Raw genomic sequence first — 14763 nt, forward strand, 5'->3', positions numbered from 1 at the left:
AATGCTGCCCGAAGGGTTCGGGTAAGCGAACTTTACTCTTTGTTAAGCACTTCTTGCTTAGCTCACTAGGCTTCTAAGTGCTCGCCGCGATTAAAGCCCGCTTATCTCGAACAAAATTTCAACACCATAAATCAACAGACCCTAACCACTAATCCTCAAATAAAGCCAATAAAAAAAGCCTCTTAAAGAGGCTGTTTTTAAATCGTGCAACTACTGATAGCTAATCTCACCTTTATCATCATAATCGGCGGCATTAACTGGGCTTTGCTGCTCTAAGTATGCCTTAAGCACTTCGGCATCTACAAAGCCAGTATCAACAAAGCCACTATGGTCAGTGATTTTAGGATAACCATCACCGCCAGTAGCATTAAAGTTTGGGATCGTGAAACGGTACATACTGGCTTCATCTAAAGGTTTGCCTGCAATCACTACATCGCTCACCTCGCCATCAATTACTTTCATGCTAATGCCAGCAAATTGCGCGTAAGCACCGGTATCCACAGGCATAGCCGCAACTATCGATAAGTACTCCATCACTTCTGCACCATTCATATCAACATAGGTAATAGTGTTAGAAAAAGGCTGTACGGTAAGCACGTCTTTATAACTTATATCCCCTGCCTCAATCGAGGCTCGAACACCACCAGAGTTCATGACTGCAAAATCAGCATTTACGCGTTCTTTATGGGCAGACGCAATTAATCGGCCTAGATTGGTTTGGCCAAAGCGTACTTTGTCGCGGTCACCCACTAAGCGGCCGCTTAGTTCAGCAATCTTAACATTAAGCTGCGCTTGACCTTGTTCTTGGTAAGGGGTTAACAAAGCCAGTACTTCGGGATTGTGGGCAATTTCCTCTTGTACAAACACCCGCTGTTTTTTTCCGTCTACTTTGATTTTTTTCTTTAAGTTAACCGGGATGAGTTTGTAGCTGTCTAAAGTAAACTCGCCATTTTTAAAGGTGTAATCGGCGCGCCCTACATATTTACCCCATTCATAGGCTTGGACGATCCAAGTGCCATTTTGTTGATCGGGTTTACATTCATCACCTGGCTTAAAGGTTTGGGTGTACATGTTAGGGCCTTCCATGCACACCGGCTCTTGCGAGTGGCCACCTACAATTAAATCTAACTCACCTTCGTTAAGTGAGCGCGCTAAACTTACATCTCCCGGCGCATTAACGCCATGTTTAGCATTGGCATAGTGGCCCATATGAGTAACCGCAAACACCAAGTCGGGTTGGTGCTGCTGGTTAATCTCGGCAATCACTTTTTTAGCTTCTACTTTAGGATCTTCAAAGGCTAAATCCGCAACAGTATCTGGCAGTACCAGTTTATAGGTGTCTTCGGTAGTGAAACCTATCACCGCCACTTTCACGCCTTGCAAGTCAAACATTTGATAGGCTTGAAACTTACGCTCTCCAGTGGATTTTGAATAGATGTTGGCGGATAAGAATGGAAAGTTAGCCCACTGTTGCTGCTTAGCTAACACTTCTAGGCTGTTATCAAACTCGTGATTACCTATCGCCATGGCATCGTATCCCAACATATTCATGCCTTTGAAGTCTGGCTCGGCGTCTAATAAATCTGACTCAGGCACGCCAGTGTTAATGTCACCACCCGATAACAACAACACACTGCCCCCTTCGGCGGCCACTTCCTCTCGAATACTATCAATTAAGGTCTTCCGCGCAGCTAAGCCATATTCACCATATTTGTTGTGCCAAAAACGGCCATGATGATCGTTAGTATGTAGTACGGTGATTTTATAGCTTTGATCGACTTGCCAAGTTTGCTCAGGGCTAGAGCTACAGGCTGCGAGTAAGCCAGCCAACACAGAGGGAATAAATACGCGATAAATGAAAGGCTTCATCTTTCTTCCTTGATTCGATGGTTAGTAGGCTAATCATAGTTCAATAACAATCACTTACAAGCATAACAACCAGCATTAAAATGCCTAATTAGTGGCCTTATTTTGCATCTTAGCCAAAGGTGTTGATAACAAACATTTAAAAGATGAGAAACGTAAACTTGGCTTAGATCAAACAAACGCAAATGATAATAATTTACATTAAGGTTAAATAGTTATTTGAGTACAGCATGTCTACCATTGATCTCGCACCACCAAAGCAATTGCCCGAAGCATTAACCGGCCAAGCCAGCCCTTCTCCATTACAATTTGCCTTCACCAAAAAAACTGGCGCTCATGCAAACCATGGCAAGCGTGAGTCTTTAAATGGCGAGCAAGCACACCAGATGCTAAGCAAGCAATTAAGCCAAAGCGAAGCGAGTCAGTTACCTCGCGCTATTTACATTCACATTCCGTTTTGTCGAGTTCGTTGCACCTTTTGTAACTTCTTCCAATACGCCAGCAATCAACAGATGATAGATGATTATTTTACCCTGTTGGAACAAGAGCTGATTGCTAAATCTCGCTACCCTTGGACACAAGCAAGAAGCTTTGATGCAGTCTATGTAGGTGGTGGAACACCCACTGATTTAAGTCCAGAGCAACTTAACCAGCTTGGGCAACTTATTCATCGTTATTTTCCCTTAAACGACAGCTGTGAAGTAACCCTAGAGGGGAGATTAAATCGCTTTGACGATAACAAGTTTGAGGCAGCACTTGCCGGTGGTTTCAATCGTTTTTCTTTTGGTGTACAAAGCTTTAACTCCAAAGTTCGCCGTGCTGCTAAACGCCTTGATAAACGAGACTACATTGTAGAGCGCTTAAGCCAACTAACAGCCAGTAATCGCGCGACCATTGCGATAGACCTTATCTATGGTCTCCCCCACCAAACACCAGAGAACTGGCAACAAGACTTACAAGATGTATTAGATACAGGCGTGCACGGTGTAGATTTATATCAATTGCTTACCTTTGGTGGCAGCGGCTTACAACGCAATATTGATGCGGGCCGTGAAGCCGTTCCATTGAGCACCAGCGACAAAGCGTTAATGTACCAACAAGGGCATCAGTTCTTCGCCCAAAACGCTTTCCGACAGCTTAGTTATTGCCATTGGGCAAATGGAGAACAAGAACAGAGCCGCTATAACTCCTTAGCCAAACAGGGAGCCGAAATTTTGCCGATTGGCGCAGGAGCCGGTGGCAACATCAACGGTTACGCCTTAATGCAAACTCGAGATATAGATACTTGGCGCGCAGGCATAACAGAGAATAACTGGGCTTTTGAGCAGCTAAGTTTGCCGGCTAACAATGCCCAGCTAAAAGCAGCAATCACCAGTGCTTGTGATCAGGGGCTGATTGAAGCAGATAAACTTCCCCGTGGAAGAACGCTTTTTGAACATTGCCAACCCTTGTTTAAAGCTTGGCAAACAAATGGTTTAGTCAGTTTAACTGGCCAACAAGCCGCATTAACCATGGCGGGGCAATTTTGGTCGGTGAATTTAGCCAATGCCATGACCCAGTATTTGCAGATGTATCCTTTATCTAACGGCCAGTAAACTATTAATTTGTTACTAGCTTGTTATTAACCATTTAAGCTGCCAAGCTGTTTGTTCTAACATTTTACGAGTAGCAATATGTTTGGCACGGTAAGGACACTGTGGGCATTAATGGTAGTATTTGGGCACTTGTTTTGGCTTAGCGACTTCGGTCGCTTTGCAGTGTTTGGCTTCTACATTCTTAGTGGATATTTGATGACCTATGTAATGCAGCAGCGTTACGGTTATCAAGCTTCAGGCAAGAAGCGATTTGCCCTTAATCGATTTTTACGCCTTTATCCGGGGTATTGGTTTGCTTGCCTGTTAAGTTTGCTTTTGCTGCTGGCCTTTGATCGCTACTTTCCTCTAGCGGGCTTTTCAACCATTGCGATACCGAGCAATGCCGCTAGTTTGTTAGGTAACTTCACCATGGTTTACCCAAGTTGGCTACCCCACTCTATTACGCCACGTTTATCTCCAGCGGCATGGGCACTTACCGTAGAAATATTCTTCTATTGCGCCATTTGCTTGGGCATATCTAAAACCTTGCAGCGCAGCCTTATTTGGTTAGCCTTATCTATGCTGTATGTTGTTGCTAGCTACATCGGCGACCTATACTGGCATGCCCGTTACTTTTCCATTCCTGCAGGCTCATTGCCATTTTCCATTGGGGCCATTATCTATTTTGTCGTACAGCAAAATAAAGTGCCGATTAGCTGGCAAGTTATACTAAAAAAACCAGCATTAATACTGCTGGTTATGGTCAGTATTTCTGGTTTTACCGCATGGCAAATTAATCAAGGTTTGCACTTAATTACCGCTGAGATACTGTTTTATACGAATATGCTAATTAGTGCGATGCTAGTACTGAGTTTAGCCTTGGGGCATAGCCTACATAACAAAATATCTGCTGGCTTCGATAAGTTTGTTGGCGACTTTTCCTACCCTATTTACCTACTTCATTACCAAGCAAGCATCATCGCAAGTGTGCTGCTGTTAGGCGAAGTAAGTAAATTTAAACAACACTTCAGTTCAGCGGCCTTGCTGCTGGTAGGCCTAATACTGGTAGTGCTTTCGCTATTGGTTATCAAATGTATCGACCTACCCGTTGAGCGCTTACGCAAGTCAATTCGCGATAAAGCCAGCGGTCAATATAAAGCCGCTAACTAAACCACTTGATAGCCTTGTTTAGGCATTTTGCTGGCAATTAGAGCGAGGCTTAACACCACCACAAACGTGGCTGCGTTAGCGGGCGCTTGCAAGTTAAAATCAACACTTATGTGTATTAGCATGGCGGTAATGGCCATAAAGCAGCCTAAGGCAGTGCCTTTCATTAAGGGGTCGTTACGTTTTCGCAAGGTACGTAAGCAGCGATAGGCTACCCATAAAACCGCTGCTCCTAAAAGCAAAGTAACAGGCAAGCCCGACTCAATTGCGAACTGCAAATAGTCGTTATGAGTATGGTCGAAAAAAGCACTGATAGGCTGAGGTAAATAGGCTTGAAACACCGAATAAAAGCTGCCGGCACCACTGCCCCAAATCGGGAAATCTTTGAGCATATTCAACGCCCAATCAAAGATATAAATACGCCCTTCGTCTACCAATACCGTAGAGCTCAAACGCTCTCTTACCTTACTTAAGCCAAACAGTGAACTCACAATCAACATGTCGATAATAAGTATACTCACCATTAATATGGTAAGGCTTTTGGGTCGCTGCTTATAAAGCAACAACGCCAGTATGCCGCCAATGACAGTGGTTGCAAAAAACGCACTATTGCCCATGCGTGAACGCGACATTACCAAGCCGATAACCATAATAATCATGCACATGCGCACCAGCATTTTGGGGCTTAGGGCAGCTTCTAGCAAACCAGAGAGACGAGCCTGCCAAGTCTCTGCGCCCGTTAGTTTTAAGTCGGCGACAATCAGTGCTAAGCCCATCATTAAACTAAGTAACAAGTAATTAGCAAAGTGGTTTTTATAGATGTAAGAGCCGGTCGCCACTGGGCCAATATCGGTGCCAAAAACTGGGCTTTGATCAACATTCGTCAATAACAACATCGCCCCATAAAAGGCCTGAAAAGTACCACTTACCACAATGGCAATTAACACTGCACGAATACGTTCTGGGCGGTTCACTAGCAGCAAGGTATTCACTGCCAGCAGCAAATAACTCACACCTTTTAATAAGCTAATTTTACTTTGCTCTGGATCTAACGAGAGCGGTGCAAAGCCGTTGACGGCTTCGCCAGACAAACTAGCGACGGCGCGCAACTCAGCATTTTGCGGTGCAAGCCAAGCCAGTAAACTGGCAGGTAACGGCACTAATTGCAACAAAGTAAAAAATTGAAATATTGCCAACGCTGCTAATAACCACCAGCCAGGACGCAGATACTGCCAAGGAATTTTTGCTCTAAAACAGTAAGCCAAGCCAATACTTTGTAAGGCAATGATCAATTCCATTATTGACCATGCCCAAGGGCGATTACTGCCTAAAGGGATGGGTAACCAAACTAGTAAAAAGATAAAGCTGGCAAAGATTATCGCTTCTAATCTTCCCGTCGATACTCGCATAGTCGGCGCTTCCTTGTCATCTCTGGGCAAAGCCCGGAAAAATCTTGTGATTAAATTGCTGCTTGTTAGTGTTTGCCTAGCATTTGCGCTGGGTTATCCCATAGCAAACGTTTTGCGTGCTGCTCACTGCTTAGTAGGCTTATCTGTTCAAAGGCTTCACGTAAATCGGGGGTACGTTTTTCCAAGTCATGGGCATCACTAGCTACAATGTGAATCGAATCAGCCTTAAGTAAACTCTCTGCTATGTTCTGTGCTTGTTGGCGAAAGTGCCCCAAAAAAGAACCAGCAGTCACTTGAAACAAACACCCTAATTTGAGTAACTGAGAGAGCTGGTAAGGATTCTTCCAAATACCATGGTTACGCTCTGGATGAGCAATCATGACTTGAATATTGTTGCTGTGTAGCCAGCGCACTAAACTGGTTGTTCCCTGAGGGACACTGCCATGTGGTAACTCAAGTAACAACAAAGACTTATGTTTATACTCACCAATAAAAGGCAGCAAACCTTTTTGAGCCCACAGCATCACCTCTGGGCACAAATGCACCTCAGCTGCACTGCGAAGCTCGATGTCTAGTTCGCGCTGAGTGATTGCATGTTTAAGCGTGTTATAAGCAGCTTCAATGGTGGCTGGATTATTGTTGTAAATTCCTGGGTGCATATGTGGAGTAGCCACCATCACTTTGGTTCCGCTGGCTATTGCCATCTCTACCATTGCAATGGCTTGCTTTAGATTCTGTGCGCCGTCATCAATACCCGGCAATATATGACAATGCAAATCAATGAACATTTTCTTCTCCTGCTACTTGCCATACATGTGGTCGTCGCAAGCGCCAAACTAGAGCGCCCGCGCAAATTAACCCTGCATAATTAAAGCCCAAGTCGCCCCAGGAAAACTGTCGATGAGCAGAAAACAACTGCAGCCCTTCATCAACCGCAAACACTACGCACAACATTACAAATACCAATGGCAACTTAACTAGCTTTAAGCGGTACAACTTGTCACTCACAGCCATCATTACCAAGGTGCTAACAATAAATGCAGCACTAAAGTGCACCACGCTATCGCCACCCAACAAAATTTCTAACTCAACAAAAAACACACGATTGTTGCCTAGGCTCTTTAAGCTACTCGCCAGCAATAGCAAAAGCGCAACAATGCAGCAAGCAATACGCCAATATCGCTGTTTAGGTATTGGCACAAGCGACATAATCTATCCCGGCTAACAAATACAAAGCACAGGCGCGTTGTTTAAACTGCGGTTGCTTCATTGCTTGGCTTAATCCTTTATGCATAAAGGTGTGCTGTTCAATTTTAAGCAAGGCTTTAGCCACCGTTGTACGCTGCTCAATACTTAGCTCGGGCCACAAGCTTAAACCAATCTCTACATAGGCAAATAAAGTAACGGGGGCGTTCTCGCCCACCTTTGCGGCAAGCTCCAAATACGCCATCGCCTCTTGGCTACTGGCTTGGCGATAAAGAGCGTTTTTAGCTAAATCAACATAGGTATTTGGCCAAGTTGGCCTAAGTTCAGCGGAACGTAAATAGAACTGCTGAGCTTTAAGCAAGTTCTGCTTTTTTAACAGGGACTTATTCGCAGTATCGGGGCTAATAACTAAGCTGTAAAAGTTACTCCACTCTACTTGTTTGGCAGCCAATACCTGATAATGAGGGTGATTGGCTTGCCAAGCGAGCATGTCACGAGTGACGTGTTCGGCTACATCTAAATTAGTTTGTGTGAGTTGCTGATTAAGATCTTTCTGCCAACGTTGATGCCAAGCGCCAACCGCATAGCTGTTTGCATTGGCTAGACCATATTGCACTGCAACAACAGCCACCCATAGAGCGGTGCCTAATAGCCCAAATAAAAACAACTTATGCTTAACTTGGTTCATCAAGGATGCCCTCCCGCACATATATACATAGGCTAATCGACCGCTGCATATAGATCGGTTAATTGGGTATTTAAACGTTTAGCCTCGAAGCGGCTTACAAATACTTCACGACACTGCTGAGACATCGCGCTAAGCGTTGTTCTATCGAGTTGGCCAATAACTTTGGCAAGTGCATTGCTGTTACTGTTCTCAAACACGTAACCGGTGCTTCCCTCGGCAACTAGACTTGGCAAAGCACCTGCATCACTAACAACAACCGGCAAACCTTGGCGGAACGCTTCTATCACCACCAAACCAAAACCTTCCCAGCGCGAAGGCACAACTAGCGCATCAACACTAGCATAAAGCTCACGAAGTTGTTCTTGGCTACACCAACCATGTTGAATCACTCGACAATCGGAAACATTAAGCTGTTGTTTCGACACAACACTCGCGCCAGCAATGTGCAGCTCTACTTCGCTATCTACTTGGCGAATGGCTTCTATTAGCAGATCTACGCCTTTTTGTTTGTCTAAACGCCCTACAAACAATAGCTTTAACATGCCTTGGTTTTCGCTTCGCTGTATGTCTTGTTCCAAATCATCTAAAGCATTCTCAAACACCACCATTTTATGCTCAGGAATCTTTTGCAGGCGGGCACTTTCAAAATCATGATGAGAAATATTGATCACCGAGCTAACTCGATAGGCCAATACCTTTTCGATTTGTGAGAACAGCTTAGCCTTAATGCCGCTGTAACCATCAAAGCACCAGCCATGGGAACAATACACCACCTTACGCTGACTACGTTTAGTTATTAGACCCGGTATGCGACAAACCACACCCGCAAAAGTACTGTGGATATGAATCACGTCGGGGTCAAAATCGATAACAGCTTGCTTAAACAACTTAGCTAAACTTGCACATGAACCTAGGCTGCGGCTTGGCCGATCAAAGCAGCGATAAAAGGCCTTTAAGGGCGCGTCTTCGGCTACGTGTTGCTGCGGTGCTAACACCAAAATATTGTCTGTGCCGTAGCACTCTGCTTGGTAAGGGATAATGGTGTTTAAGTAAGTTTCTACGCCGCCTACCAAGGTTTCTGTTACATGTAATATCTTCATGATAACTGGCTCTCCGCTTGATACTGCTCTAAGCGTTGCAGCATATCTCTAAACTCTACATCCCAAGCATTTACTACTTTGTGACGAGCTTGAACAACTTGTTGCTGCAGCTCGGGCATATCGGCCAATCGAATGGTTTCGCTGTGTTTCTGCATGCCTTCGCGGCTAAAATCAAACAGCATTGAAGTGGGTAGCTTGACCGCTTCAACAAAGGCGCTCACTTTGCTGTCCCAGCTCATTACGGTAAACGGTACCGAAAAAGAAAAAGCACTAATTGCTGAGTGAAGCCTAGTAGCAAATACACATTGCGCCTGGCTAACTACTTTAACCAAATCATCGACTTGCTCTACGCTTACTACCTTTGCATCGGGCAAGCTGCTGGCAATGTCTTGCATATATTGCTGGTCTTCTTGGGCACCATTGGTATACAGCACAGGTAACAAACCAGCAGCCTTAACCTTAGCCACACACTGGCTGATCCATTGCTGGTAGTCTTGCTCGTTAAAACTCAGATCGTTGTCTGAATTAACCATTAATACCACCGGATTCACAATGTTAATGGCGGCGTATGCTTGTTTACTAAGATCGGAGTGTGACGCTTCACTGTAACTAAGGTTCAGATTCACAGCCGGGTCTATACTCACCACCACCTTGTCGGCAATCTGCGCGCCAAACAAGTAAGCAATATTGTCTTTACTGGCAGCATCGCGTACCGAAATATACAAACACTGCTTAGCCGCAAACAATCGCTTGAACAGCCATCGCCCTGGCCCAGACATCCGCTTAGCCACCCCAACATACACTACCGCGTAGTTGGTATTAGCGAAGTAGCAAAACAGTGATAGAAAATAAAGCTTAAGCGGGAAGTTAAGATAAACATCGCTAATGAGGTTACCGCCGCCCATCAACACTACATCCGCGGCCTTCACTTTACTCATCCAATTACGGTAGTTCTTAACAGCCACCAGCATACTATTGAGAGGGATGAATAGCTGGCGTACCCATTCAAAACGGCTCTTCAAGATCTTGTCTTTAATTGCGTTTTGCTGAGCACTACGCTCAAAGTTATGCCTTCCAGCAATATCTAAGGCCTCACTGGAGATATCATAATTTTCTAGCTTCCATGCCAGCGAATTATGAATTAATGCATCACCAAAATTATCACTATAAGGAACTGCAGCAATAAGGTAATGGGTGTCCTTTTTAGTCATCTAAGACTCCTTGTCGAGAACTACCAAAAATAAGTGAATAAGCGGGGAGTAAATAAATAGCTGCCGACAAAATATGCCTAAAGTAACTTCCCTGATCTGGCTCAAATAGCAGCAGTACAAACATATGAGAGCAAAACAAGGTAAGTAACAAGTCTCCCTGTTTACGCTTAATCATTTTTCCGCAAATCATCAACACGCCCACGCTAAACAACAGCAGTAACAGTTGATTGAGTCCTTGGGCAAAAATCAGCGGCAAGCTCAGCTGCAACAAGGCCCAGCCAAAATTAATAATAAAGGGCAAGCCACGTGCTACATCCACTAAATTGTCGAAAGCAGTTACGTTAAAACTCCCCTCTAACTTGGCGTAGTTATTGGAAATATCTCGCTGGCCTTGAGACATTTGATAAAAGGCATCAGGTAACAAAAAGGCTAAGCAAACAAAAAAGGCAAAAAAATACCAAGCAGGTTTAAAGCTTGCGAGCTTAAATGCTGTTCGATTAAGGCTATTGCGCATAGGAAAGCCTTTATCACTAAAATACTGCATGACATAGCCAGCGAGAAATACCCCTAGAATAAGAAAATAGTAGGAACGAACCTGCAGCGCGTAACTCACGTAAAGTACCACAACGCTAAAAATAAAGGCTTTACGGCTAAAATAAGTGGAGTAAAACACCAGCAGACAAAGCGCCATTACTATGGTTTCTTTGGCTGGCCAAATAACATTGAGCAGCATACTAGGCAGGGTAAATAAGCTCACTACCAATAGATCTTTAAGATTTATCACATACTTGGAAATAACCAGAAGCCACAAAAAGCCTATGGTAGCGGTGCTCAGCACAGCGCTTTCGCGTCCTAAAAAATAGAGTAATTCACGGGTAGCTAGGAAGGAGCCGTCTAGTTCAAAAAATACAAAGCGGCCTTCTATCTTCATTGCATCGTAGCCCCATTTCCAGGGCAAAAAGTCTTTACCAACGGTCATCAGCAATAACAGCATCAGCGACCAAAATAGTAGGTAGCAAACACCGAGTTTAGTGCGTTTAAACTCGACCATAGTGGCCACCTAAAGACTGACTATCGGCATAAATTAGAGAGACTAGCCAAGTAACTAGGTAACACGCTGCTAAACCAAGAGCGCCAGTTGATAAAGACAAAGCAAGGCCGGAGCAAAGCACACATACCAACACTGTTAGCACACAGTTGGTATATACCTGCTTGTCTGCCGAGAATTTCACAAAGATGTGGTAAACCGGACCAAAATACAAACGAACGCAGGCCGCTAAAGCAAACAGCGACCAAATTACCAAGGTGTTGGAATCTAAATCTGCAACAACATACACCACAACCACGGCCAGTGAAGAAACAATTAAGCCAGCCACGCTTAAGGGCACGCCGTCTTTACGGACTTTGAGATAGCTTTGTTTGATATCGTTTGAGGCTAAAATCTCCGGTACTTGCACGCTGTTGCGAATCGCCAAGATAAATACAAACAACTGGAAGATCCGCCCACCCCATGCAATAACGCCAGTATCGTATTCGCTAAGGGTATAACCGCTAATTAAGATGATGCCCCAAAACAATACGTACTCACTCAAAGTAAAAGCTAAAAACTTGGAGTCTTGTTTTAGACTCTGGCTAAGTTTTATGCCTTCGCTTTCATCTGATAGCTTAAAACCCCGCAGCAGCTTTTTATTACCAAACAGGCTAAATAGACAAAAGTAAGCAAGCAGACATGCGCTTAACACCACAAATACATCGTTAGTATTGCCCGACAAGGCCAGCAACAAGAAAATCAGCGAGCTGAAGACAAAAAACACACCCGCTTCAAACAAATAAGATCGGTAAAACTCTTTGATCACTCGGTGAGATAGAGACACCATTTGAATAATCGCAAAGCCAACAATATACAAAAAACAAAATACGATTATCTCAATGCTACTAAAGCTTAAGGGCACTACCACAATGGCTAGGCTTAAACTTAAAACCAGTGACAAGCGACACTTTTCAAACAACACTCGCGCCGCTTTATCAGTTTCACCTTGGCTTGATAAGTCGAAATAACGGCCAAAAAATGAATATTCAGATCCGTAACGGCCAATCACCAAAATTAAGTTAGCAATTGAAATAGCAAAGGAAACCTGACCAAAGCTGTCCATGCCATAAAGCCAAGTGATTACCGACGAAAACAAAATTAAGCCGGTCGCACTAAAAGCTCGCAGCAGGGTAATGCTGCCAAAGCGCTTAACTAAAGACTCTATGCGCCTTAGCCCACTCATGCGCTTACTCCGTATTCACGGTAGTAACCATAACGTGTTTCGTTCTTGGCGTTTACTCGGTTCAAGATAACCCCATCAACCACTACTTTGTGATTGATCATCTGCTGCAAGGTATGTTCAATTTGATTCACCTTGGTGCGCCCAGCATTTACCACCACAATGCTTGATTTGGTGATTTGACCAATAATCAAGGCATCACTTACCGCCGCAATTGGCGGGGTATCGATAATAATCTTGTCGTAATGCTCGCTGAGCTCTTCGATAAGTGCTTTAAATTTCGAACCCGCCAATAACTCTTGAGGATTAGCGGTTTGCATTCCCGCGGGCAATAAATCAAGGCCAGAGCGCTCGTGATGAACCACGCAATCATCTAACTCTGCATCCATCACTAACAAGTTACTTAAGCCTGGGTGAGCACGGTTAAGATTAAAGCGTTCACCCATCGAGGGTTTACGTAAATCACCGTCAATCAACAGGGTTTTTTCCATACCAGCCATCGCGATAGCTAAGTTTAAGGCAGTAGTGGTTTTACCTTCATTAGGCACCGAAGAGGTCACCGACAAAAGCTTACGCTGTTGGCTCATCATGTTCAGCATTACTGAGGTACGAATGCTGCGTACCGCTTCACTAAAGTTGAGCTGTTTCTCATCAAAGAACTGCTCTAGCGGCAAATTATCTTTATTAAAGCGAGAGCGTTTAACCAAAGGAATAACCCCAAGCGGAGTAAGACGTAGCTTGTCTTCAATGCCGCTGGCGCTTTCAATAGTATTGTTAAGTGATTGACTAAGCAGCGCCAGCACTATGGCAACAGCCAAACCAAAAGCGGCAGCCAGCACAATAATGATGCCTTTCTTTGGTTTCGCTGGAAATAATGGCGTAACAGCCCTGTCGGCAAAGCGCGCTACTGCAGCTTGAAAGTCACTAGTAGCAGTGGTTTCTTTTTGGCGCGTAACAAACAAATCATAGAGGTTTTGGTTACTGTCAACTTCACGCTTCAAGGCATCGTAAGTTGCCCGCTTAAGCGCAATATCTTGAAACTCGGCCTTTTTGTTTTCCATCTCGGTGCGGATCGCGTTTTCTTGAGCACGAGCACTACGCAACTCTTTTTCAACACCGGAAGCTAGGACTCTAAGCAACACTTCAGAGCGTTCTTTCACCGAAGCCAACTGAGCTTGCGCACGGATCATCTTGTCGTGTTTAGGACCATAGCGTTTGCTAAGCTCAGAAACCAATCGCTCTGCTTCAATTTGTGCCAAACGCACATCACGTAACTGCGGATGGTTAGAGATTGCCGTTACCGAAGAGAGCTCTGAAATAGCGGTATTTTTATTATCTTGCAGTAAGTAGTAAATAGACTCAGAAGCAGTGCGGCGATCTTGTGCATCGGCTAAACGGCGGCTTAAGTTGCCTAGCTCTGAGCTAGCTAAACTGTCAATACCGCTTACATCTACTAGTTGCTCACGCTGCAAAAAGTCACTCAAACGGCTCTGTGACTCTATCACCGCAGCTTGCAATACGCCGATTCGGTCAGCTAACCAGTTGGTGGCTTCTTGATTAGCAATAATGCGACTTTCACGGTTAGAGTTGATGTAAGTCTCCCCTACCGCGTTGGCAATTTTGGCGGCTAGTTTAGGATCCCTAGAATCAAAACTAATATTTACTAACTGGGTCTTTTTAACCGGATTAATGTGTAGATTACGCTGAAAGGTTTTCATTACTTTTTGGCGCGCAATCTCTTGCTGCTGCTCTAAATCTGGAAGCTCTTCTTCAGGCATAAAGCTTTGTATAAGTGGCACCGAGCGCAACAAACTTTTAAGGCCAGCGGCATTAAAGCCCTTACCATCGTTTGCGCCGTTAAACTCAGGGTTGTCATAGAGCTGAAATTCGTCAATCACTCGTTGAGCAATGCTTCGTGATTTAAGTAATTCGAACTGCGTGAGGTAATACTCTTGCTTGGAAGTGTCGATGCCAATCACATCATCAATCGACACCGCTTTACGCTGCTCAGCTTCAATCAGTAATACTGCGGTTGCCTGATAGGTTGGCTTAATCGCAAAAACCAACAATATGGCCAGCAAAACACTGATAAATGTAAAACCCAAAATCATCAGCCATCGCGACTTCAAAATCGACAAATATTGCATGATGTTAATAAACTCATCATCTGCATTATTGCCGTTGCGCATTAGAGCTGCATTATTCACTGTTGTTGTCATTAACTAAACACTTCCCTGTTAGCAAACTTACGGAGTATTACTGTTGGCACCCT

At 44.3% G+C, this 14763-nt stretch carries 12 protein-coding genes; 2 read left to right on the forward strand and 10 right to left on the reverse strand.

All coding sequences use genetic code 11. From position 1 onward, the window contains the following. Positions 1 to 210 precede the first annotated feature (210 nt). Positions 211 to 1869: a bifunctional UDP-sugar hydrolase/5'-nucleotidase UshA gene (gene ushA / locus LQZ07_RS16815; RefSeq protein ID WP_152781456.1), complete on the reverse strand. Its 1659-nt coding sequence runs from the start codon at positions 1867 to 1869 to the stop codon at positions 211 to 213. A 227-nt stretch (positions 1870 to 2096) separates the two neighbouring features. On the opposite strand from ushA, the gene hutW reads away from it, so the two are divergent. Together hutW and LQZ07_RS16825 are read left to right on the forward strand one after the other, a co-directional pair. Continuing rightward, on the forward strand, positions 2097 to 3461 hold the full coding sequence (hutW, locus tag LQZ07_RS16820) for a heme anaerobic degradation radical SAM methyltransferase ChuW/HutW (protein ID WP_152781458.1): 1365 nt from the start codon (positions 2097 to 2099) through the stop codon (positions 3459 to 3461). A gap of 78 nt (positions 3462 to 3539) precedes the next feature. Further along, on the forward strand, positions 3540 to 4610 hold the full coding sequence (locus tag LQZ07_RS16825; protein WP_152781460.1) for an acyltransferase: 1071 nt from the start codon (positions 3540 to 3542) through the stop codon (positions 4608 to 4610). Here LQZ07_RS16825 and LQZ07_RS16830 read toward each other — a convergent pair. The 9 genes from LQZ07_RS16830 to LQZ07_RS16870 all read right to left on the reverse strand — a co-directional run bounded on the left by LQZ07_RS16830 (position 4607) and on the right by LQZ07_RS16870 (position 14710). Continuing rightward, positions 4607 to 6016, reverse strand: a complete 1410-nt coding sequence (locus LQZ07_RS16830; RefSeq protein WP_152781462.1) for an O-antigen ligase — start codon at positions 6014 to 6016, stop codon at positions 4607 to 4609. The two genes, LQZ07_RS16825 and LQZ07_RS16830, sit on opposite strands and share 4 nt — an antisense overlap. Positions 6017 to 6081: 65 nt before the next feature. Then, positions 6082 to 6804 (reverse strand): tyrosine-protein phosphatase, encoded by a 723-nt coding sequence (locus tag LQZ07_RS16835; RefSeq protein WP_152781464.1) that lies wholly within the window; start codon positions 6802 to 6804, stop codon positions 6082 to 6084. Continuing rightward, positions 6794 to 7225: a VanZ family protein gene (locus LQZ07_RS16840; protein WP_152781465.1), complete on the reverse strand. Its 432-nt coding sequence runs from the start codon at positions 7223 to 7225 to the stop codon at positions 6794 to 6796. Before LQZ07_RS16840 ends, LQZ07_RS16835 begins: the two co-directional genes overlap by 11 nt. Beyond that, positions 7203 to 7910: a hypothetical protein gene (locus tag LQZ07_RS16845; protein WP_152781467.1), complete on the reverse strand. Its 708-nt coding sequence runs from the start codon at positions 7908 to 7910 to the stop codon at positions 7203 to 7205. The genes LQZ07_RS16840 and LQZ07_RS16845 overlap by 23 nt, the downstream gene beginning before the upstream one ends. A gap of 32 nt (positions 7911 to 7942) precedes the next feature. Further along, positions 7943 to 9010, reverse strand: coding sequence for a glycosyltransferase family 4 protein (locus LQZ07_RS16850; protein ID WP_152781469.1), 1068 nt, complete (start codon positions 9008 to 9010; stop codon positions 7943 to 7945). Continuing rightward, the gene (locus LQZ07_RS16855) at positions 9007 to 10221 is read right to left on the reverse strand and encodes a polysaccharide pyruvyl transferase family protein (protein ID WP_152781471.1); all 1215 of its coding nucleotides are present in this window, start codon (positions 10219 to 10221) and stop codon (positions 9007 to 9009) included. The genes LQZ07_RS16850 and LQZ07_RS16855 overlap by 4 nt, the downstream gene beginning before the upstream one ends. Next, the gene (locus LQZ07_RS16860; protein ID WP_152781473.1) at positions 10214 to 11272 is read right to left on the reverse strand and encodes a hypothetical protein; all 1059 of its coding nucleotides are present in this window, start codon (positions 11270 to 11272) and stop codon (positions 10214 to 10216) included. Before LQZ07_RS16860 ends, LQZ07_RS16855 begins: the two co-directional genes overlap by 8 nt. After that, positions 11259 to 12494: a hypothetical protein gene (locus LQZ07_RS16865; RefSeq protein WP_152781475.1), complete on the reverse strand. Its 1236-nt coding sequence runs from the start codon at positions 12492 to 12494 to the stop codon at positions 11259 to 11261. Before LQZ07_RS16865 ends, LQZ07_RS16860 begins: the two co-directional genes overlap by 14 nt. Then, positions 12491 to 14710: a polysaccharide biosynthesis tyrosine autokinase gene (locus LQZ07_RS16870; protein WP_152781477.1), complete on the reverse strand. Its 2220-nt coding sequence runs from the start codon at positions 14708 to 14710 to the stop codon at positions 12491 to 12493. Before LQZ07_RS16870 ends, LQZ07_RS16865 begins: the two co-directional genes overlap by 4 nt. Positions 14711 to 14763: the final 53 nt, after the last annotated feature.

It is taken from the genome of Agarivorans sp. B2Z047 (genome assembly GCF_023373605.1).
In the GTDB taxonomy this organism is placed as follows: domain Bacteria; phylum Pseudomonadota; class Gammaproteobacteria; order Enterobacterales; family Celerinatantimonadaceae; genus Agarivorans; species Agarivorans albus.